22 protein-coding genes are annotated in these 19,668 nt (G+C 47.4%); 7 read left to right on the top strand and 15 right to left on the bottom strand.

The window, feature by feature from the left end; all coding sequences use genetic code 11:
- Nucleotides 1-16 precede the first annotated feature (16 nt).
- Both K7G97_RS05430 and K7G97_RS05425 read left to right on the top strand, forming a co-directional pair.
- Nucleotides 17-871 carry an aldo/keto reductase gene (locus K7G97_RS05430; protein WP_223041553.1) on the top strand — a complete coding sequence of 285 codons (855 nt, stop codon included), beginning with the start codon at nucleotides 17-19 and terminating at the stop codon, nucleotides 869-871.
- A 67-nt stretch (nucleotides 872-938) separates the two neighbouring features.
- Nucleotides 939-1,598, top strand: coding sequence for a type 1 glutamine amidotransferase domain-containing protein (locus tag K7G97_RS05425; protein ID WP_023467672.1), 660 nt, complete (start codon nucleotides 939-941; stop codon nucleotides 1,596-1,598).
- Between the two features lie 65 nt (nucleotides 1,599-1,663).
- On the opposite strand, the gene K7G97_RS05420 is transcribed toward K7G97_RS05425, so the two are convergent.
- The 11 genes from K7G97_RS05420 to K7G97_RS05370 form a co-directional block, all read right to left on the bottom strand.
- Nucleotides 1,664-2,281, bottom strand: a complete 618-nt coding sequence (locus K7G97_RS05420) for a hypothetical protein (protein WP_223041552.1) — start codon at nucleotides 2,279-2,281, stop codon at nucleotides 1,664-1,666.
- Nucleotides 2,282-2,360: 79 nt separating this feature from the next.
- Nucleotides 2,361-2,897 carry a PadR family transcriptional regulator gene (locus tag K7G97_RS05415; RefSeq protein ID WP_223041551.1) on the bottom strand — a complete coding sequence of 179 codons (537 nt, stop codon included), beginning with the start codon at nucleotides 2,895-2,897 and terminating at the stop codon, nucleotides 2,361-2,363.
- A gap of 162 nt (nucleotides 2,898-3,059) precedes the next feature.
- Nucleotides 3,060-3,644: an NUDIX hydrolase gene (locus K7G97_RS05410; protein WP_023467669.1), complete on the bottom strand. Its 585-nt coding sequence runs from the start codon at nucleotides 3,642-3,644 to the stop codon at nucleotides 3,060-3,062.
- Nucleotides 3,641-4,222 carry a CDP-alcohol phosphatidyltransferase family protein gene (locus K7G97_RS05405; protein ID WP_023467668.1) on the bottom strand — a complete coding sequence of 194 codons (582 nt, stop codon included), beginning with the start codon at nucleotides 4,220-4,222 and terminating at the stop codon, nucleotides 3,641-3,643. The genes K7G97_RS05410 and K7G97_RS05405 overlap by 4 nt, the downstream gene beginning before the upstream one ends.
- A gap of 1 nt (nucleotide 4,223) precedes the next feature.
- Nucleotides 4,224-5,111: an ABC transporter ATP-binding protein gene (locus tag K7G97_RS05400; RefSeq protein ID WP_064300242.1), complete on the bottom strand. Its 888-nt coding sequence runs from the start codon at nucleotides 5,109-5,111 to the stop codon at nucleotides 4,224-4,226.
- Nucleotides 5,083-5,832 carry an ABC transporter permease subunit gene (locus K7G97_RS05395; RefSeq protein ID WP_223041550.1) on the bottom strand — a complete coding sequence of 250 codons (750 nt, stop codon included), beginning with the start codon at nucleotides 5,830-5,832 and terminating at the stop codon, nucleotides 5,083-5,085. The genes K7G97_RS05400 and K7G97_RS05395 overlap by 29 nt, the downstream gene beginning before the upstream one ends.
- Nucleotides 5,829-6,587: an ABC transporter permease family protein gene (locus K7G97_RS05390; protein ID WP_223041549.1), complete on the bottom strand. Its 759-nt coding sequence runs from the start codon at nucleotides 6,585-6,587 to the stop codon at nucleotides 5,829-5,831. The genes K7G97_RS05395 and K7G97_RS05390 overlap by 4 nt, the downstream gene beginning before the upstream one ends.
- Nucleotides 6,574-7,770 (bottom strand): ABC transporter substrate-binding protein, encoded by a 1,197-nt coding sequence (locus tag K7G97_RS05385; RefSeq protein WP_223041548.1) that lies wholly within the window; start codon nucleotides 7,768-7,770, stop codon nucleotides 6,574-6,576. Before K7G97_RS05385 ends, K7G97_RS05390 begins: the two co-directional genes overlap by 14 nt.
- Nucleotides 7,771-7,789: 19 nt before the next feature.
- The gene (locus tag K7G97_RS05380) at nucleotides 7,790-8,548 is read right to left on the bottom strand and encodes an SDR family NAD(P)-dependent oxidoreductase (protein ID WP_223041547.1); all 759 of its coding nucleotides are present in this window, start codon (nucleotides 8,546-8,548) and stop codon (nucleotides 7,790-7,792) included.
- Entirely contained in the window at nucleotides 8,548-9,519 is a 972-nt protein-coding gene (locus K7G97_RS05375; protein ID WP_223041546.1) for an MBL fold metallo-hydrolase, read from the bottom strand. The genes K7G97_RS05380 and K7G97_RS05375 overlap by 1 nt, the downstream gene beginning before the upstream one ends.
- Before the next feature lie 174 nt (nucleotides 9,520-9,693).
- Nucleotides 9,694-11,133, bottom strand: coding sequence for an NADP-dependent glyceraldehyde-3-phosphate dehydrogenase (locus tag K7G97_RS05370; RefSeq protein ID WP_023467661.1), 1,440 nt, complete (start codon nucleotides 11,131-11,133; stop codon nucleotides 9,694-9,696).
- A 218-nt stretch (nucleotides 11,134-11,351) separates the two neighbouring features.
- On the opposite strand from K7G97_RS05370, the gene K7G97_RS05365 reads away from it, so the two are divergent.
- Nucleotides 11,352-12,230 (top strand): chemotaxis protein CheV, encoded by an 879-nt coding sequence (locus K7G97_RS05365; RefSeq protein WP_023467660.1) that lies wholly within the window; start codon nucleotides 11,352-11,354, stop codon nucleotides 12,228-12,230.
- A gap of 45 nt (nucleotides 12,231-12,275) precedes the next feature.
- Here the strand turns inward: K7G97_RS05365 and K7G97_RS05360 are convergent, their stop codons facing one another.
- Nucleotides 12,276-12,644 (bottom strand): Hpt domain-containing protein, encoded by a 369-nt coding sequence (locus K7G97_RS05360; protein ID WP_223041545.1) that lies wholly within the window; start codon nucleotides 12,642-12,644, stop codon nucleotides 12,276-12,278.
- A 122-nt stretch (nucleotides 12,645-12,766) separates the two neighbouring features.
- Here K7G97_RS05360 and K7G97_RS05355 point away from each other — a divergent pair, with 122 nt between their 5' ends.
- Nucleotides 12,767-13,702 (top strand): magnesium transporter CorA family protein, encoded by a 936-nt coding sequence (locus K7G97_RS05355; protein WP_023467658.1) that lies wholly within the window; start codon nucleotides 12,767-12,769, stop codon nucleotides 13,700-13,702.
- Between the two features lie 80 nt (nucleotides 13,703-13,782).
- On the opposite strand, the gene K7G97_RS05350 is transcribed toward K7G97_RS05355, so the two are convergent.
- Complete coding sequence (locus tag K7G97_RS05350; protein WP_223041544.1) at nucleotides 13,783-14,886, bottom strand: PP2C family protein-serine/threonine phosphatase; 1,104 nt, start codon at nucleotides 14,884-14,886, stop codon at nucleotides 13,783-13,785.
- A gap of 126 nt (nucleotides 14,887-15,012) precedes the next feature.
- On the opposite strand from K7G97_RS05350, the gene ytzI reads away from it, so the two are divergent.
- Nucleotides 15,013-15,186, top strand: coding sequence for a YtzI protein (gene ytzI, locus K7G97_RS05345; protein ID WP_023467656.1), 174 nt, complete (start codon nucleotides 15,013-15,015; stop codon nucleotides 15,184-15,186).
- Nucleotides 15,187-15,320: 134 nt separating this feature from the next.
- Nucleotides 15,321-15,872 carry a hypothetical protein gene (locus K7G97_RS05340; protein ID WP_075642048.1) on the top strand — a complete coding sequence of 184 codons (552 nt, stop codon included), beginning with the start codon at nucleotides 15,321-15,323 and terminating at the stop codon, nucleotides 15,870-15,872.
- 49 nt (nucleotides 15,873-15,921) lie between these two features.
- On the opposite strand, the gene K7G97_RS05335 is transcribed toward K7G97_RS05340, so the two are convergent.
- Both K7G97_RS05335 and K7G97_RS05330 read right to left on the bottom strand, forming a co-directional pair.
- Nucleotides 15,922-16,506 (bottom strand): YdcF family protein, encoded by a 585-nt coding sequence (locus tag K7G97_RS05335; RefSeq protein WP_223041543.1) that lies wholly within the window; start codon nucleotides 16,504-16,506, stop codon nucleotides 15,922-15,924.
- Between the two features lie 360 nt (nucleotides 16,507-16,866).
- Complete coding sequence (locus K7G97_RS05330) at nucleotides 16,867-17,691, bottom strand: endonuclease I family protein (RefSeq protein WP_223041542.1); 825 nt, start codon at nucleotides 17,689-17,691, stop codon at nucleotides 16,867-16,869.
- A 355-nt stretch (nucleotides 17,692-18,046) separates the two neighbouring features.
- Between K7G97_RS05330 and amyS the strand changes: the two genes are divergently transcribed.
- The gene (amyS, locus tag K7G97_RS05325) at nucleotides 18,047-19,570 is read left to right on the top strand and encodes an alpha-amylase (RefSeq protein ID WP_396133875.1); all 1,524 of its coding nucleotides are present in this window, start codon (nucleotides 18,047-18,049) and stop codon (nucleotides 19,568-19,570) included.
- Nucleotides 19,571-19,668: the final 98 nt, after the last annotated feature.

Here is a 19,668-nt window from a genome sequence, read left to right as displayed (position 1 = left end):
AAAGAGGGAATTGAACATGTCATTAGGATTAGGTACGATGACGATCTTAAAGCGCGGTCAGGAGGAAGCAACAGCAATCCTGCGGACGGCACTTGATGCTGGAATCACGCACTTCGATACAGCGGACGTCTATGCGAACGGAGCGGTCGAATCCATCATCGGTCAAACCTTCTCACAAGAGGATCGCAGTCGATTGTTTCTCGCCTCAAAAGGTGGGAATCGGATGAACGCGACCGGAACCGGTTGGACATGGGATCCGAGCTATGATTATTTGAAGCAAGCTTGTCTTGAAAGTTTGAATCGTCTTGAAACACCTTATCTCGATTTGTATTACGTCCACGGCGGCACGATCGACGACGATCTCGATGCGTCGATCCGCGCAATGGAGGATTTAAAAGCAGAGGGGAAGATCAAGGAGTATGGTCTGTCATCACTGCGCCCGAATGTCATCGAATATTGGCTCGAGCATAGTAATTTCTCTTACTTGATGACGCCTTATTCGTTGCTCGATCGCCGCATCGAAGAGTTGTTGCCACGCTTAAAAGAGAAAAACATCCAAGTCGTCGCTCGTGGTCCACTGGCCAAAGGACTCTTGACACATGAGAGTACTTCACGCCTGCAGTCGGTTGATCGGTTCGAACAATTCGATAAGGAAACCCTTGAAGCGAGTCTACAAAAACTTCAAGATTTCCCGCTTCCGGCGCTTGCGTTGCAAGCCATCGATCAACAGGTCGACATCGTCCTTCCTGGCGCATCGAGCGTGTCACAGCTTCAGGCAAACGTCCAAGCGATGAAAGAGTCGATCTCACAAGCTCAAATCGACCAGGCACTTGCTACACTACCGGTTCATCACTATACGGAACACCGATGAGGTTTAACTCTTCATTTCTCCGGGAAACTCCTTCTTTGTAACGTTCATACAGAGGAGGAGTTTTATTATGGCTCGTATTTTAATCGTATCAACAAGTGCAGATGACATGAATGGTCACAAAACAGGATTATGGTTCGAAGAGTTCGCAGCACCATACAACCTGTTTAAGGATGCAGGACATGACGTGACGGTCACATCGATCAAAGGTGGCGACGTCCCGATCGATAAAGCATCGATCGTCAAAGAAATCTTGCCGAAATTCCAAGATGCACGCCGTGCGTTGCACGACACGAAAGCACTCTCGGAAGTCGATCCAGCATCATTTGATGCTGTTTACTTCCCAGGTGGTCACGGTGCAGTCGTCGACTTCCCGAATAACCCACAAGTGGCAGGTGCCATTGAAGCGGTCATCAAAAAAGACGGCGTCGTCGCATCGGTCTGTCACGGTCCGGCAGCGTTCGCACACGTCATGATCGATGGCAAACCTTTCGTGTCAGGTCGTCAAATCAACGGCTTTACGGACGAAGAAGAAAAATCGACAGGTCTCGAAGATAAAGTACCATTCTTGCTTGAGACGACACTCCGTGGGGAAGGCGCTACTTTCCTCACATCGGATGCCGGTAAAGAATTCGCCGTCATCGACGGCAACGTCGTCACAGGACAAAACCCAGCATCAAGTGAAGCAGTCGCAAAACTAGTCCTCGCGAAACTGGCGACACAAGCGTAATAGATAGTATTCATACAAAATGGAGCACGCGACATCATGTCGCATGCTCCATTTTTTGTCGTACATTATAGACGGTGAAGTGAATCCAATCGTTCGAGATTTGCTTCTGTCTCACGTGTTTTTTGTTCGAGTCGCTTTAACTCGTCCTCGAGTTGCTGTTGTTGGGCTTGCAATGCAGATCGTTCTTCCTCCGTATAGGAACGCGCTACTTCTTTTTCTTTGAGATACCACCATTTTTTGACCTTTTGAGGTGGCGGTCCAAGTTCAATCTGTTGCTCGTGTTGTTTGACCTCATCTATTTGTTCAGCATGCGCCAATTGAAGCTGCTTCAATTCCGCCTCATAAGTAGCTTGTCTCGCTTCAAGAATTGGCGTGAGGTACGCGAGGATATGCGCAGTAAAGTCTCGTTCGATGACCCGTCGTAACACATCTCGCCGAAGAGAAGCTTCCGAATGACCCGAGGCATTCTCCCAAACGATTGAATCCGCCCGTTCTAGAATCTCCTCTTCTTCTGCTTCTCCGAGCCAACGTAGTTTCAGTAATAATGGTTCAAGGAGTGCCTCTTCTACATACGCCGTGAATTGTGAATACGAGATTGCTTCTCGTATCAATCGTTCTTCATGTAAGTGAAATAATGCTTCTGCCTCTTCCTCAATCCAGTCTTCATAGTCATTAAAGTACATCGATTCTCTCCTTACTATCCTATTACAAAAATAAAACTGGCTCGAATCCGCCATCTACATGACAGTCGAGCCAATTTGGTTAGACGTTTGCTTCGTTCTTTTTGATTTCCGCGATTGCCCAATCACACCAATCCAAGTAATTCAACATCATACGCAAGCCGTACTCACTCGTCAAGGTCTCCCCTAGTGTCGCACCGTTCTCGAGATGATCGTGACGCCAACTTTGCATCATCTCGACGGCAAATTGATGGTGTCGCTTCGATTCTTCTAGATAAGCGACTGCTTCCTCTGGTGGGAGAAGGTGCAAGAGCGAGACACGCATCAAGTTCTCATCCTTCATCTTCGGTTTGAATTCATTCGGTGTCCGTAACCATTCAACGAGCTCTGTCCGTCCTTTATCGGTGATGGAATAGACTTTCTTGTCCGGCAAGTCTTCTTGGACGATATGGACACTTGTCACGAGCTCTGCCTCTTCCATTTTCAACAACTCTCGGTATATTTGAGTATGATGTGCGGTCCAGAAGTGGATCATTTGTTTTTTAAAAGTCGCGCTTAAATCGTAACCGGTCGCTTCCCCTTGGGTCAGCAGCCCGAGTAGTGCAAATCGTAATGCCACTGGCTGCACCTTCTTTCCTTCTTTTGTATATATACTTAATTATCTCAAATATATCTTAATTTCGCTACTCTTGCGTCGAACGAATGTACGATTAAAAAAAGACCTACGAGCGAAATCACATTCGATCGTAGGTCTTCATGCGTTATTGCTTTTCCATTCGTTCTATTTACGTAATTGCTCGATTCCTTGTCGGACATGTCTCCAGTAAGAAGAAGGATGTGGAACGAATTGACGACGATCGAACCATTCGCCTGTCGTGTCCTGAATGCGCTCGATGGACATGTCCGCGATTCGTTCAAACTGCTCGATTGAAAAAGCAATCAATCGCTTCACTTCTGTTTCCTGGAGGACGTATGCGTCTATCGCTTGATCACTTCGAGCAAGAAAGACATGGCATCGCTCACAGTCCCAGAGCGACGCATCCCGAAACTCCTCTTCCTGGATGCCAAGCGGTATCAATTGATCAAAGGTACATGTCAAACCAATTTCTTCCTCGAGTTCCCGGACACCATCCTCGACTGTCTCATTCGCAAGCAAGTGACCCGCTGCCGTGATATCAAGCATTCCTGGAAAGTCCTTCTTTTGTTCAGACCGTTGCTGGAGCAACACGACGTCCCGCTTTGGATCATAGACGAAACAATGAAACGTTTCATGCCACAAGCCGTTTGCGTGGACTTCCGATCGTGGACGAGGTCCGAGCAGGTTGCCCGCTCGATCCACGGTCATGATCATCTCTTGTTCACTCATCGCAACACCTTCGAAGCTTGATGGAATCGCTCTCCGACCGTATAGAGTTCAGCAATCAAGAAGACAATTGCGATCCAAATGATGGCGCTTGGGAACAGGATCATCGCTGTTAGGAATAAGAACCCTTCCGTCCGTTCGACGAGTCCCGGTTGATATTGAAACGACTTGTAGCCGTAATTCTCACTAACCGCTCCGATTGCAAGGAACATCGTCATCCCAATGACGAATGATGCGACGAGCAACAGAATAACGACCTGCGTTTCCGGAAACCGAAGCGCAAGACCAATCAATACTGACAGCTCGACGATCCGGTCGAGAACAAGGTCAAGAATCGTGCCGATTGGAGTCGTCTTTTCTTTTCGTGCCATCGTTCCATCGATGACATCGAGCATGCCCGAGATCCACAACAAGACAATCGCCGTTCCCATCATGTCGTTATAGACGAAAAAGCCCGTCGCACCACCGATGATGCCGGAGATGATCGTCACCTGTGTCGCCGATAATCCAATTTTCTTAAATAAGGTCGCCCCTTGATCAAATAGGGGTTGAACGATTTTACGCGCACGCGTATCTAACATGTCACCCCTCCTTTCTAACGATATAGCCTTCTTTCTCATGAATCGTCTCGTCTGAAGAGAGCACGAGTCGTTCTCCGGATGCTCGTTCGACTTCGTAGAATCGAACACCGTATTGAATGAGTTCTTTCGTAATCGTAACACGTTCATCCGTCTCCTTCGTCGGTCTTGAGACCAAGTTGACTGCCGTCAACGGATGCCATGTTTCTTCAATTTGAATGCCTTCGCCAAAAAACGGGCTGGTCTGGCTCAGCGTAATCGGTGTACCATGATCGACGATTCGCCCCTGTTCTAAGACATAGACGATATCCGCCATCGCCATTGCCTCTTCCCGATCGTGTGTGACAAGGAGTGTCGTGACACCTTGTTCCTCGGTCAACTTCCGAATCAATGTCCGTAGTTCCCGTCGTCTCGGTACATCTAGACTCGAGAACGGTTCATCGAGCAACAAGAAGTCCGGTTGACTCGCCAGTGCACGAGCCAAACTCGCCCGCTGCTGTTCGCCCCCTGACAATTCGTGAACAGCACTTTTTCCTCTTCCCTCGAGTCCGACGCGATGTAACCAGGATTCGAGCTCGATCGGTGTTAATTGTTTGGCACCGAGACGGATGTTCTGTTCGACGTTCAAATGTGGGAACAACAGCGACCGTTGAAACATCATCGTCACACCTCGCTGATTCGGTGAAAGAACAGTCACATCTCGGTCACCGAACTGAATCACTCCACTCGTCACACGTTCGAGGCCCGCAATCAAGCGGAGAAGCGTCGTTTTCCCACTACCACTCGGTCCAACTAAAGCCACACATTGTCCAGATGCGATATTTAAATCGATATCAGACAACACATGCTTCGTTCCAAATCGTTTATTGACTTGTTGTATTGTGACTTCCATTTAAACGCCTCCGTACGATTCGTATCCAACTAGAAAAAATAACAGTTTGTCCAGCATAAAAGAGAACGGGCAACCCGATCAACCACAGTGTCGCTAGACGCGCCGCCCCTTGAGAATTACCGGAATACGCCGGGAATACTTCGAGTGATATCATGCGGACGATCCCACCACCAATCAACGCAACGAGTGCATACTGACTGATCGTGATCACCGTGACGAGCAGCGTCACGGATTGTAACGTCGATCGAAGCATCGGTCCCGTCAAATAGAACCAACGCTTGAAGCGGTTCCCCTCAATCAAGACCATCTGTTCAAGCATCCGTTCCCCGAGCGCTTGAAATCCGTTCGTATACAAACGAACTGTATACGGCAAAGTCGGCAGAAGCAACACGAGCAGGACACCGAAAAATCGATCTGCCAAACCAAGACGGATCCATGTCAAATAGAGACCGAATGATAGCAATAACACGGGAACGAACAGCGGCAAACTAATTAAGAACTCTGCTGTACGAATCCGTTTCCCCGTTTGAAAGGCAATCGCTTTTCCTGCCATGTACCCGAAGAGATGATTTAACAATACGACGGCACAAATCATCGCGACGGTCGTGCCGAGCGTCGCTTCAAGACGAGGATTCCAATTCCACTCTCCCGGAATCAAACCAATTAAAGGAACGATGAACAGGAGTACAACGAATACAGTCACACTGATTTTTTTTATCATTCACTTCGCCCCCTACTGATCTTCGCTGCCAGTGGGCGTGTCAAACCAGTCATGAGCAACAATAGGAAGAAGAGTCCTCCCGTCAAAACGACACTCATTGCAAAAGCGAGTGGTTGCTCCGATAAATCGCCTTGTGTATACAAATCGAACGCATAGACGCCAAGTAATTTTGGATAGGTCACGCCGAGCAGTGCTGGGATCTCATATGCGAACAGGATGAAGGCAAGCAAGATAAATGCTGCCTCAAGCATCGGAACGAGTAGGAAAACGCCCCGCGCATGCCAAAATCGGCGCACTGGTGATAAACCGAGCATCATACCGAGTTCTTGATAACGCGAATCAAGGCGCCGGACCACCGGTAAGAGATAAAAAAAGACGAACGGAATTTCTTTATACAGATACGTCAGGATGACACTAAAATAATTCCCTTCATGCGGTCCGATGACAGGCACATCACTCAAATAGAGGATCGCGAGGTAAGCCGCTCCTAGATGAGGGATGAATAAAGGAATCGCAAGTAACGCGGCTAGTCGTGTTCTACTCAAGAGTCGTGCGAGCACCACGCCGATGATCAGCGCGAGCACCGTACTGACGATGGCAACATAACTACTGACGGCTAGACTCTCTAAAAAGACCTCATCCGTCAGTAGCTCGCGGTAGTCGGAAAGTGACGTCATCGAGATACTGACCCATAACCCATATAAGACCATTCCTGCCATCAAGAGTGCAGCAGGATACGCGTTACCGCGCCACACGAGACGGCCATTCCTTACGGATCATCTCGAAAATGGATGGGTCGAGTTCCGTCCGGACCTTTCCTTTGAAGACGCTTGGCTTTGGTGTCGACGGCGCAGCCGGTACATCAGCGAATTGCTTTTGTTCTGACGAATTCAGTGTCGATAAATCAAGACTCGTTCCGTCACCCCAATACGTCGCATCGTATTTTTTCAACTGTGCTTCTGGTGATAACAACGTATTGATCGCAACGAGTGCGCCCTTCGGATTCGGTGCGTTGAACGGTACGGAAAGGAAATGCGTCGACGCGATTGATCCATCCTTCAAGACGATCGGACGTGTTTGTTTCGGAAACGTTCCTGACGTTACTTCTTGTTCAGCCCGTCGTTCGTTGAAACCCATCGTGAAATCGACGTCTCCCTTCGCGTATAACTGATCGAGTTGGGCAAGTGTCTTTGGATAGGTCTTCCCTTTTTTCCAGAGATACGGTTTGATTTCGTTCAAATAAGCCCATGTCTTCTTGAAGTCTGCTTTCGGGTCTTTTAAGGTTTCATTCGATTCGACACCATACATGACGTGGCGGACGAAGGCATTCCCCGTAAAGTCCGTCACTTCCGGATAAGTGAAACGTCCTGGATTTTCCTTGACCCATGACTTCAGTGCTTTCAAATCGGTCGGTGGCGACTTCACGTCAGCTGCGTCATAGTGCAACGTATATTGAACTTTCCCCCATGCGGCTTCAAGTCCGTCTGTTTTCGTACCACTATCTGAACTCTGTGCGGCAGCATCAACATATTTCATGTTCGGGAGGACTTTTGTGATTTCTCCATAGAGTAAATCGTCTTTTTTAGCATTTAAAAAGTTATCGCCATTGATCCAGACGACATCGATGACACCTTTTTCCTTACCTGCCTGTTTCTCAGCACGCAGTTTTTGAATGATATCCGCCGTCTCGATCGGGACCCGTTCTAACGTGATGTTGTGTTCCTTCTTCAGACGCGGTGCTACGTATTCATCGATGTAAGCATTGATGCCATCATCGCCGCCCCACATATACATCCGAACCGTTGACTTTTCCGCTTCTTTTTCGATCGTCTGATAAGAAGTCCCTAAGACATTCTTCGGTTCCGGTGTCGCATCCGGTGTTCCACAGCCTGCGAGCAGCGTACCTAGGGCAAGAAAGCTGATTACCTTTTTTTTCATTTGTCGTTCTCCTCCGTCATCACTTTTTATCGAAGCCCGGTTTTCCTAACCACTCGATCAACCGTGGCATCACGCCGTACCCTTTTGCCGATAACTCCATCCACCATGGTGCATTGACTTCACGTTTACGCCGCTCTATTGCTCGGACGACAGTCGAAGCTAGTCGTTCTTTCGATAGGACGATGGAAGCGACATTTTGCTCATACTTCCTGTCGACATCCGCACGGACAAAAAATTCTGTCGCGATCGGTCCTGGATTGACCGTCATGACGTGGATGCCTTTTGGACGTAACTCCAGACGTAACGCGTTCGAAAATTGCAACATCGCTGCTTTCGTCATGCAATAGATCGTTGATTTTGGTGTCGGCAACTTCCCCGCCTGACTTGCCACGTTGACGATCATACCACCCTCTTTGAGTAATGGCAGACATGCCTTTGTTAAGCGAACGGGACTTAAGACGTTGATCCGGTGCATCGACTCAATCGTTTCAATCGAGGTATCGTCTAAGAAGCTGAATTCCCCGAAACCTGCGTTATTAATCAAAATATCAATCCGCCCATAACGATTTGCGAGTGTCTCCGCAAGAATTTCAGGCGCCTCTTCCAAATCGTAGACCAGGTAGTCTGCCTGGAGTTCAGATGCTAATGTTTGTAATCGATCCTCGCGTCGGGCAATTAAAATCAAGTTTGCCCCTTCTTTATGCAGAGTGCGCGCCAGTGCTTCCCCGAGTCCACTTGAAGCACCCGTGATGACGATCGTCCGGTTGATGAGTTGCATTAGACTTCCTCCGCTTTTGAATAGTAGAGGATATCTGATCGTTTCTCGACCGTGATCGCACCGCGGGCGACGAGTGTATCGAGGCGTGCTTTCATCTCACTCATGACAAGAGGGAATGATTTTTTTAAGCGGTTTCCATACGTCACTTGTGCTAATTCGAATAACGTATGTTCTCCCGTAAAATACTTCAAGAGCTGATCACCACGCGCCTTGCGTTGCATTAATCGTTCTTCGACAAGTACCGCAACATCTCGAATCGGAGCACCATGTCCGGTGTAGGCGATTCGAATCTGCTCACTTTGTAATTTTTCTAAGGAGTCAAGATACGCAAGAACGGGTCGTTTTACGAGCACATCATCACCTGGTTGCGGTTGTTCGAGCAATGGATTCGGCTCGACCCGGTCGAGCAGGTGATCGGCCGCGAACAACACACCATCGTCACTTAAAATTCCGATTTGGTCACTTGCATGCCCCGGTAGCTCGATGACACGGTATCGCCCAGACGGCGTAATCGCGTCGCCTTCTTTTAATGTGAAATCAAGCTGACCTTTACCAAGCCATTTCAAGGCAGATTGATAGCTTGGTAACATCTCTTGAATCGCTTGCGGAACGCCAAACGATGTCGCTAATCGACGCAAGAATGCGTCCCCGTTGTTCAAGAAGGTCTCGTCCTGTTCCAAGTATGGGCGTAATCGCGCATGTCCATAGACGGGAATGCCTTTCTCTGAAAAGCGATGTGCCATCCCAGCATGATCCGCATGATGATGTGTCACGATGACACGATCTAAATCCTCGACCTGAAGTTCATGTCGCGCAAGCGTCCGTTGCATCGTTTGCCATGCTTCCAGCGTATCCGGTCCACAATCAATGAGGATGTTTTCCCCTTCCGTTCGTAGTACATAGCAGTTCACGTCTCCAACCGGAAATGGTGTCGGAATCGGAATCGGGATGATTTCGTCTGATACAGTCATACCTACACGCCTCTTTTCTCTCGTCCATTTTCTTTCATTATAGAGAGAATGAAGCTATAGCGCCAAACTTTGTGCGTCACAGGGTGATATTTGTTTTCTAGCTTACGTTAAAGCGTAAGAAATGGATGCACAAAAAACCGACCTTTCCGCAGATTGAAAGGTCGGTCAAAAAACTTATTTTAAGTTGAGGACTGTTAATTTGTCGCGTGTCATTGAAGCGAGGCTTCGTCCGACGCCTTGGACGCCGAGACCCGATGATTTCACACCGATGAATGGGAAGTGGTCAGGACCACGTTCCGTCCGACCATTGATTTGAACAGAACCTGTTTCAAGCGCATCCGCTACTGCAAACGCAGCATCGATGTTCTCTGTGAAGACACTTGCTTGAAGACCGTATTCTGATTCGTTTGAGTATGCAATCATTTCGTCGACCGAGTTGACACGAATGATTGGAAGAACTGGTCCGAACGGCTCTTCCCAAGCAACGCGCATGTCGCGTGTCACGTTGTCAAGAAGTGTTGGTTCGATCAAGTTCGCCGTACGTCCACCACCTGTGACGAGTGTTGCGCCTTTGTCTGTTGCGTCCGTGATCAAGCCTTCAACGAAGTCCGCTGATTTCGTATCGATGAGCGGCACGACGACACTGTCTTGTTCAGGTGAACCGACTGTCAATTTCGCGATTCGTGTCTTGAGTTCTTCGATGAGTGCATCCGCTTGGTGATCAAGAACGAAGACGCGTTTGATTGCTGTACAACGTTGACCTGAGTAAGAGAACGCCCCACTGATGATATGATCTGCCGCAAGTGACAGATTCGCATCTTCAAGAACGAGTGCTGGATCTTTTCCACCAAGTTCAAGGACAAGTGGAATCATTGCCGATTGACGCGACAAATGTTGTCCTGTGCCTGTACCACCTGTGAATGTGATCATGTTGATGCCCGGGTGAGCCGTCAAGTAATCACCGATGACCGATCCACGACCTGTGACGATGTTGACGAGTCCAGCTGGAAGACCTGCTGCGACGAGTGCTTCGACCATCAAGATACCGCTGATCGAACCTTGTGTTGCCGGTTTGAAGACGACGGCATTTCCTGTCATGAGGGCAGGTGCGAGTTTCGCCGCTGCCAAGTTGACTGGGTAGTTGAACGGTGAAATCGCAAGCACGACGCCGAGTGGTGCTTTTTTAATGACCGCGATTTTTTTCGCGCTACCACCAGGGAACGAATCCCCTTGCATCATCTGACCGTCGAAACGGAGACCTTCTTCCGCTGTGTAGCGAATGATTTCAGCTGTCCGTTTGACCTCTTTGACGCCATCTGCACGCCCTTTACCGACTTCGCGCATGATGACTTCACCGATTTCGTCCGCACGTTTTTCGAGTTCCGTTGCCCAAGCGTGAAGCAATTCAGCCCGTTTGTTCGCTGGTTGTTTTGCCCACTCTGCTTGTGCCGCTTTCGCTGAAGCGATGGCACGATCGACTTCCGGTTTCGTCATCGCTTGGACGCGACCGACAAGATCCTCTTTATATGGTGAAGAGATTTCAATCGTCTCTTTTGATTCACTTTCATGCCATTGTCCATCTAGTAAAAATGTGTAGGTTGTTGCTGTAGTCATTCCACTCTACCTCCATTTATTTTTATCTCTCTCATTTCAGTGTGTGGCTGCATAGCTTATTGTAATCAATTGGTCTGACAAATGCCAAACTTTTTGCTTAACATATTATGAAAGCGATTACAACACTTTTTTTGTCAATTCAGAACTAGAATTTTTAGCGTAGCATGCCGATAACTAGTCAGAAGTGAAGTGAAGGTAATGGAAAGGGGCACAACCATATGTATAATCAGCACGATATTTTATTAGAAGCCGGCACGAACGAACTCGAGATCGTCATCTTCCATTGCGGACCATACACGTTCGGAATCAATGTCATGAAGGTCCGGGAAATCATCGTTCCCCTCCCGATGACACCACTCCCAGGTACACCGGATGCTGTCAAAGGATTGATTGAACTCCGCGGCGAAGTCATGACGGTCATCGATTTGCCAACCGTCATCGGTGTTCCCCACGATGAAGCAACAGAGGATCGATTGATCATCTGTGAATTCAATGGAGAAAAGAGCGTCCTGCGTGTTGACTCCGTGACGGAAATCCGTCGTATCTCATGGGAACAGATCGATACACCAAACGAACTCGCTCGTGGCATCGAAGGACTGACGAACGGTGTCGTCAAAACGGGCGACAAGATGATCATCTTGCTCGACTATGAAAAAATCGCACTCGAGCTCTCACGCAAGGATATCTTCGCCCGCGAAGAAGGACGTCGCGTCCAGTCCCGTGATCGATCCGACAAAGTCATCTGGATCGCCGAAGACTCGGAAATGCTCCGGACATTGATCATCGAAACACTCGAGGAAGCCGGTTACCATGGTCTGAAATGGTTCATCAACGGTAAGGAAGCTTTTGATGCGTTTGAGAATGGAAGCAACTGTGACCTTTTGATCACCGATATCGAGATGCCGAAGATGGATGGACTACACTTGACGAAACGACTCCGTGAAGATGATCGTTATGCGGAATTGCCAATCATCGTCTTCTCTTCCTTGATTTCCGACGATTTACGCCATAAAGGTGAATCCGTTGGTGTCAATGCACAAATCACGAAACCGGAAATCGGTCGTTTGATCGAAACGGTCGATTCCTACGTCTTATAAGAAAAAAGCCGACAGTATGTCGGCTTTTTTGATCTATTCGATTGCTCAACGCAGGGCGTCAATATTTTTTCCAGTAAACACATCGAGCCAGACGACACGGAATTCTACCATGCATTGCTCAATCCGATCGACGATTTCTTGTGTTCCGGTCATTGAACCAGATTCTGCTTCTTTTTCAAGCAGTTCGAAATCATCAGCTAAATCATCAGCGGCAACGGAATAGGAAGCACCTTTTAGCAAGTGAGCGAGCTTTTCAGTTTGCTCAGCATCTTGCTTGACGACGGCATCTTTTAGTTCAGGAAACTTTCGATCGAACTGCGCGATATACGTTTCTCCGATTTTTTGAAGGAACGCGTGGTCTCCACCTGCGATCGATTGAAGTTCTTCGAGCTTCTTAGCATTAAAAAAAGGCATGTCTTCCCCTCCTCTGTTTTCATCTTATCACTAATCTTCGTAAAAAAAAATCGGAGAATCATTTACACGCTGTCACATCTATTTCTATAATGAGACAGTGAAGAGCAGGAGGGATAGACAATATGTTGACGATTTATCGAAGCGATGTCACCGGGGCAGTCAACGAGATACAGGAGTTCACGAAAGGTTCCTGGATCCATCTTGTCAATCCGACAAAGGACGAAGCCGACCAAGTCATCGCTGCTACGAATATTCCAGAGGATTTCATTTATGACCCTTTGGATGTGGAAGAAAAACCACGTTTTGAAAAAGATGAAGAAGGTCTACTGATGATCGTCGACGTTCCCTACATCGAAGAAGAATCATCAGGACGCCGTTATAATACGATTCCACTCGGTATCATCGTGACATCCCGTCATTTCATCACCGTTTGTTCGCAACAGCTCGATGTCCTGACGTTATTCTCGAGTGGTAAGTTGCGAGGATTCCGGACGAATTACCGATCGCGCTTCGTATTCCAGATTCTCTATAAAGTCAGTTCCTCGTATTTACGTTTCTTGCGTCAAATCGATCGTCGTATGGACGAACTTGAGGAAGAACTTCAACGTTCGATGCGAAATCAAGAAATCTTTCAATTGATGAACCTTCAAAAATCATTGGTCTATTTCATGACGTCCTTGAAATCGAACGATGGTGTGCTCGACCGAATCATTAAGACACCGAGTCTTGAGAAACATGAAGATGATGAAGATTTACTGGAAGATGTCTTCGTCGAACACCGACAAGCGATGGAGATGGCTCAAATCTATAAGGACATCATCAGTTCGACGATGGATACGTTTGGTTCTGTCATCTCGAACAACGTCAACTTCGTCATGAAGTTCCTTGCCTCGATTACGATTGTCATCTCGATTCCGACGATGATTTCCGGGATGTTCGGGATGAACGTCCACGTTCCATGGGAAGGAGAAGTCATCGGATTCTGGATTGTTTTCGGTATGATGATCTTCTTCTCTGGTCTTGCCGCCTTCATCTTATGGCGGAGAAGGTTCTTTTAGTTCAAGTAGATTCAGAGCTCGTATGACTCAAAAAAGACTCAGCGACGGTGCTTCCGTCGCTGAGTCTTTTCATTTACAGGTTAATTGATTTCGACTGTCACGAGACATAGATCATCTGCTTCATCGCTCTGATCCGGTTGAATCAACTGATGGATGTTCGGTCCTTGTTGCTCGATCAGATTCTGGATGGCGAAGATTCCTTCATCAATGCCTTTACTGTAGAGTTCCATGAAACCATCCGTATACAAGTAAACACATCCGGGTGAAACGATGTCGATCGTCTTACTCGAATACGTCGAGTCTTCGAACATACCGACAGGAAGTCCCGTATTCTCAAGCGGAATGATTTGATCATTCATGCGTAACAAACCAGGTGGGTGCCCTGCGTTCGCATAGCTGAGCTTCATCTCATCTAGGTCGATGTAGAGGTAAACGGCAGTGAAATAGATTTCCGTCTCGTCTCCCGGGAACAATCGACTCATCTGCTGATTCAATTCTTCAAGTACTTGTGCCGGATCACCAATCCGGTGCACGAGTTCGAACAAAATCGAACTCATCCCCATCGTGATCAGCGCAGAAGAGACACCGTGTCCCATGACGTCAAACAAGATGATGCCGTATTTATTCTGAGAGATGCGGTACCAGGCGTACATATCTCCTGCTAATTTCTTAGACGGGATATACGTCGCCATGATGCGGATCTCATCGTCTTCGATATTCGCACTCAGCACACTCTGTTGCAGTTTTTGCGCTAAATCAAAGTCTTCCTGTAATACTTTTTCATAGCGTTTTCGCGCATCGATTGCTTGCTTCAGACCAATCGCGTTACGAACTCGCGCGAGCAATTCCGTTTTTCGGATCGGTTTCGTCGTATAATCGGATGCCCCTGCATTCAGTCCATCAACGATATCTTCTTCGTTTGATCGCCCGGAAACGATCAGAATCGGTAATTCATCAAGACCAAACCGTTTTCGAATCAAACGTGTTGCCTCGATTCCACTGATCCCCGGCATTTCGACGTCGAGGAGAACGACGTCCAACTGTTCGATGAATAACGGATCCTCCATTAATTCAATTGCTTCTTCCCCACTCATCGCCTTGACGACGTCATAGCCTTCATTTTCTAACAATCGCTCTAGGAGCATTAAATTCGTTAACTCATCATCTACGACCAAAATACTCATCCGCCGTCACCTCGTTCCGTTTAACATGTTTATCTGACATCAGTTTAGCACACAACCTACAATTTCGTTTAGACGGAAGCTGCGTTTTCCGTCATACTAGAAAGTGAACGAAAGGAGGAGTGGACTATGTGGTTATATGTCGTCTCCATTCTCATCATCGTATTCGTCTTGGTCGCCTCGATCATCGTCATTTCGAAAGGATATGGCTACAAAGGCAACAAAGATGATATCGAAATCGATTATGATGAAATCAACCGAAAACTTCGTCACGAAAATGATGATGATTCATCCAACAAATGAACCTCTTAGACCATCATATCACGATGGTCTTTTTTATATTCATTTCAAATACATGTTATTTTTAAATGTTTTTTATTCACTCACAAGGGTATATCCATATCATGGTTAAATATTATCTCAAGGGAGTGTTCATCATGGAACCGAAGCTTCAACATGATCCACACGCAACACACGCAGAACATCCGAATCGCCAGTTCGATCAGGAAGAATCATCAGGTCGTCAAATCAATCTCGTCACAGGGATGTTGCTCGGTGCCCTTGTCGGCGGTCTATTGACGCTACTTAGTTCTTCGTCTCGCCAAAATACGAAACAGAGTTTACGGGGAGCGAAAGATTCCGTCTCTACCCTCGCTTCTTCTATTAAGGAAGATCCGTCAGGTAAAGCATCACAAGTCATCAATCAAGTGAAGAGTGCTTCAAGCATCATTCAAGAAGTCGCATCTGACGTTCAAAATGTCTATGACAAAGTGAACACAGAGCTTGAAACGGTGAAATCAGATGCCTCGACGGTGAAAGAGACAGTAAATGAGACGAAAGGTGACTTGAATGCGATCAGCAATAAAGTCGTCGAAGCGAAGGATGTCGCACTCGGCAAAGAAGAACCACCTGCTGAGCATGATGCTTCCGACAAACAAGCAAATGATTCTCAATCTTCTGAGGAAAAACATAAAGGTGAAGGCATCTAATTATTCAATGCACTTCTTTCTCCCCGACATGTTCAGCATGTCGGGGTTTTTAGCGTAGGAATTGAACAACGATCGCAACGCGTTCGCGCATTCCAAATCGAAGGACTCCTGAAAGTGGCGTCTCAGCCGGAATCGCATCCGTCTGTAAACCCAGTTGTTTCGCCTCTTGTCGCGCACGGTACAGATGAAAGTCTGACGTGACGATCGAGACGCGACGAACGTCCTTTGGCAACAACGCTTTTGAAAATTGTAGATTTTCCGTCGTTGATGTCGAGTTAGCTTCAAGGATCAACCGCTCTTCAGCAATCCCAGATGCCACCATCCCACGACGTATCGCCTCTGCTTCTGAAATATCTTCATCCGGACCTTGTCCACCACTCAAGATGAAGCGGACTTCTGAATGTTGTTTCCCATATGCCGCAGCTGCCTGAATCCGGTTATGTAGGATTTGCGACGGTTTTTCGCCTTTGACACCAGCGCCGAGGACGATGACATACGGTGACGTTCCATCAGCGAGTGGTCGCTCCCCTTTATTGACGAAAATACCGACACTGTACCAGAAAGCGACACAAGCAACGAGTCCCCCACCGACCATCCATTTGATGTTTCGTTTGTTAAACGTGCGTTTGATCATACCGTACGACCTTTCTACTAAAAAATGGCTTACGGTAGGCAATACGAATGGTTCTCCAAAAAAGTTTCAGCATAACAGGTTCGGACTCCATGAAAAAAGGCTGACTCAAAAAAAGAATGACGCGTCTTTTCACGCCCTTTCCTCAGGCGAGACACTAGCCAATCTTCCTGCTTTATTCAAGCAGGAAAGCGGGTCTTATTTGTCTCTGACAGCGCAAAGATGCACTTTCCCTGTAGGAGTGGCGTGAAACGCGTCATTCTTTTTGTTACAAGATAAGGGTGGCAGATCATCATTCTGCCACCCCTATCTTTGTAGAGACTGACTGTTGAGTCAGCCCCTTTCCTATTTACTGACTCGTCATCAATTTCCCCAAATTGATGTTACGTATTCCGGATGATCGATGAACGGATTCCGGTTTTTTTGCCACTTCTCGAAGATGACATCGTTGCGACGTTTCTCGAAACTATCGACTGGGTCGAGTTTGTTCCAGGCTTTCAGCGTCGACAATTTGCCGTGTAACGGGTTCGTACCATTATTGACGTTTTCAGAAGCTTCGAGATCGATTTCTCCGCCACCTTCATAACGAACCGCCATGTAGAAAATCATCCGCGCGATGTCACCTTTGACACGGTTCGGTGGTTCCCACGAATCGCCATCGCGGTAGCAATCGCAACCACTGTATTTTGTACCGCCATTATCGAAATCTAGATTCCCACGTGCGCTGTTGACGACAACATCTTCTGGACGCAAGTGATGCAAGTCTGTTCCTGGACCGTTTGACGTACCAAAGTCACCGTGTGACTTTGCCCAGACATGTTCACGATTCCACTGACCGACATTCCCACCGTTACTGCTCTTTGAAATCGATTTCCCCGTGTATAACTCGATAACGTTATTCGCATTGTTTGGATCTTGATCCGTTTCTTTCAGTGCTGTCCATACCGTGTCGTATGACACTTGAGTATGGTTGTCGATGATATCGTGCAGCGATGCCTTCAACGCTGCCCCTGTCTTGCCCGCTGCTGGTAGATAGTACGCATCGATCGTCGATTGTGACGTGACCATCTGCGGACCTGCTGAAACTTGTTTTGGATCAACTGTTTTTGCTGTGACCGGTGTAAAGACGATTGACCCGAGCGCAAGTGTTGCGGCAAGCGCACCTGTGACCTTTGACTTCCAGTTCATGTGTGTTCCCCCTTAAATGGTATGTATGAAAGCGGATGTTACACGCTCATTTTCACACCGAATCCATTCCTGGTGGAAGATGGACGATAGACCTGCTTTTTTGAAGATGAGTCGTCGTTCAGAATATTCATCGAAAGGCAACGGTTAGATGGTCCTGATTTTTTTCATTCATGACGTCAATCCGATCAAAATAGTTCTTCAGAATAAATATTCTAGGGTCAAAAGTCACGAACAAAAGAGACTTACAAATAAGAATCCGGGACGATATTCCTCCTGTCTGAAGCTTCTCTATAATAAATAATGCAAGCGCTTTCACAAATCATGAGGAGGTCTTTACGTGAAACAAAAAAGATGGATTTTAGCAACCGTCGCATCCGCTGCTTTTTTAGTGCCACTTGCGCAACCGATTGCAGTCGGTGCCACGGCAGACAATGGAACGATGATGCAGTATTTCGAATGGTATGTACCAAATGACGGTAACCACTGGAACCGTCTCGGGAGTGACGCAACAAAGCTCGATCAGCTCGGAATCACATCAGTCTGGATTCCCCCTGCCTACAAAGGGACCTCGCAAAATGATGTCGGGTACGGCGCCTACGATTTGTACGATTTAGGTGAGTTCAACCAAAAAGGAACAGTCCGTACGAAATACGGCACAAAGGCGCAATTAAAAACGGCAATCGGACAATTGCATACCGCCGGAATCGATGTCTATGGTGATGTCGTCATGAACCATAAAGGTGGTGCCGATTTCACGGAAGCCGTCACGGCAGTCGAAGTTAATCCGGGTAACCGCAATCAGGAAGTCTCGGGCGATTATCAAATCCAGGCATGGACGGGCTTCAATTTTGCAGCACGAAATAACCTCTACTCGAACTTCAAATGGAAATGGTATCACTTCGACGGCACGGATTGGGATCAATCGCGTTCAAAAAGCGCCATCTACAAGTTCCGCGGTACCGGTAAAGCGTGGGATACGGATGTCTCAACTGAAAATGGCAACTACGATTACTTGATGTATGCGGATCTCGACTTCGATCATCCAGAAGTTCAGCAAGAAATGAAGAACTGGGGTAAATGGTACGTCAACGAACTTGGTCTTGATGGATTCCGTCTCGATGCCGTCAAGCATATCAAACATGGTTACTTAGCGGACTGGCTCGCGAACGTTCGTCAGACGACGGGCAAACCATTGTTCACAGTCGCAGAGTATTGGCAGAACGATCTTGGCACGTTGCAAAACTACTTAAGCCGGACGAATTATCAACAATCCGTCTTTGATGCACCGCTTCATTATAAGTTCGAACAGGCAAGTAAAGGCGGCGGGTACTATGACATGCGGACGATCTTTGACGGTACTCTCGTCAAGAGCAATCCAGTCCAAGCCGTCACACTCGTAGAGAACCATGATTCGCAGCCTGGACAATCGCTTGAATCAACGGTTCAGTCATGGTTCAAACCGCTTGCTTACGCGATGATTCTGACACGTGAACAAGGCTATCCGTCGGTCTTCTATGGTGACTACTATGGTACAAAGGGTACATCGAATCGCGAAATTCCAGCACTCGCTTCGAAGATTGATCCGTTACTTAAAGCACGGAAGGACTTCGCGTTTGGGAAACAAAACGATTACCTCGATAACCAAGACATCATCGGTTGGACACGTGAAGGTGTCTCGGACCGGGCAAAATCAGGTCTTGCGACAATCCTTTCAGATGGTCCTGGCGGGAGTAAATGGATGTACGTCGGGCTTCAGAACAAAGGAGAAGTTTGGACAGACATCACTGGAAACAACACAGCATCGGTCACGATCAACCAAGATGGCTACGGTCAATTCTTCGTCAATGGTGGTTCGGTCTCCGTCTATCGTCAACAATAAGAAATCAAAAGAGGCTGACTCAAAAAAAGAATGACGCGTCTTTTCACGCCCTTTCCTCAGGCGAGACACAAGCCAGTTTTCCTGCTTCGTTGAAGCAG

The sequence above is a fragment of the Exiguobacterium acetylicum genome (assembly GCF_019890935.1).
Taxonomy (GTDB): Bacteria; Bacillota; Bacilli; order Exiguobacteriales; family Exiguobacteriaceae; genus Exiguobacterium_A; species Exiguobacterium_A abrahamii.
Note: the sequence above shows the minus strand (reverse complement) of the source record. Positions and strands in the feature narration are given on the sequence as shown.

Bases quoted from the DNA above. Each gene is read 5' to 3' on its own strand.
- K7G97_RS05430 (WP_223041553.1), top strand. From the start codon at position 17: ATGTCATTAGGATTAGGTACGATGACGATCTTAAAGCGCGGTCAGGAG.
- K7G97_RS05405 (WP_023467668.1), bottom strand. From the start codon at position 4,222: ATGTTAGATACGCGTGCGCGTAAAATCGTTCAACCCCTATTTGATCAA.
- K7G97_RS05410 (WP_023467669.1), bottom strand. From the start codon at position 3,644: ATGAGTGAACAAGAGATGATCATGACCGTGGATCGAGCGGGCAACCTG.
- K7G97_RS05365 (WP_023467660.1), top strand. From the start codon at position 11,352: ATGTATAATCAGCACGATATTTTATTAGAAGCCGGCACGAACGAACTC.
- K7G97_RS05375 (WP_223041546.1), bottom strand. From the start codon at position 9,519: ATGACTGTATCAGACGAAATCATCCCGATTCCGATTCCGACACCATTT.
- K7G97_RS05385 (WP_223041548.1), bottom strand. From the start codon at position 7,770: ATGAAAAAAAAGGTAATCAGCTTTCTTGCCCTAGGTACGCTGCTCGCA.
- K7G97_RS05330 (WP_223041542.1), bottom strand. From the start codon at position 17,691: ATGAACTGGAAGTCAAAGGTCACAGGTGCGCTTGCCGCAACACTTGCG.
- K7G97_RS05425 (WP_023467672.1), top strand. From the start codon at position 939: ATGGCTCGTATTTTAATCGTATCAACAAGTGCAGATGACATGAATGGT.
- K7G97_RS05360 (WP_223041545.1), bottom strand. From the start codon at position 12,644: ATGCCTTTTTTTAATGCTAAGAAGCTCGAAGAACTTCAATCGATCGCA.
- K7G97_RS05420 (WP_223041552.1), bottom strand. From the start codon at position 2,281: ATGTACTTTAATGACTATGAAGACTGGATTGAGGAAGAGGCAGAAGCA.
- K7G97_RS05400 (WP_064300242.1), bottom strand. From the start codon at position 5,111: ATGGAAGTCACAATACAACAAGTCAATAAACGATTTGGAACGAAGCAT.
- K7G97_RS05350 (WP_223041544.1), bottom strand. From the start codon at position 14,886: ATGAGTATTTTGGTCGTAGATGATGAGTTAACGAATTTAATGCTCCTA.
- K7G97_RS05380 (WP_223041547.1), bottom strand. From the start codon at position 8,548: ATGCAACTCATCAACCGGACGATCGTCATCACGGGTGCTTCAAGTGGA.
- K7G97_RS05355 (WP_023467658.1), top strand. From the start codon at position 12,767: ATGTTGACGATTTATCGAAGCGATGTCACCGGGGCAGTCAACGAGATA.
- K7G97_RS05340 (WP_075642048.1), top strand. From the start codon at position 15,321: ATGGAACCGAAGCTTCAACATGATCCACACGCAACACACGCAGAACAT.
- K7G97_RS05395 (WP_223041550.1), bottom strand. From the start codon at position 5,832: ATGATAAAAAAAATCAGTGTGACTGTATTCGTTGTACTCCTGTTCATC.
- ytzI (WP_023467656.1), top strand. From the start codon at position 15,013: ATGTGGTTATATGTCGTCTCCATTCTCATCATCGTATTCGTCTTGGTC.
- K7G97_RS05335 (WP_223041543.1), bottom strand. From the start codon at position 16,506: ATGATCAAACGCACGTTTAACAAACGAAACATCAAATGGATGGTCGGT.
- K7G97_RS05370 (WP_023467661.1), bottom strand. From the start codon at position 11,133: ATGACTACAGCAACAACCTACACATTTTTACTAGATGGACAATGGCAT.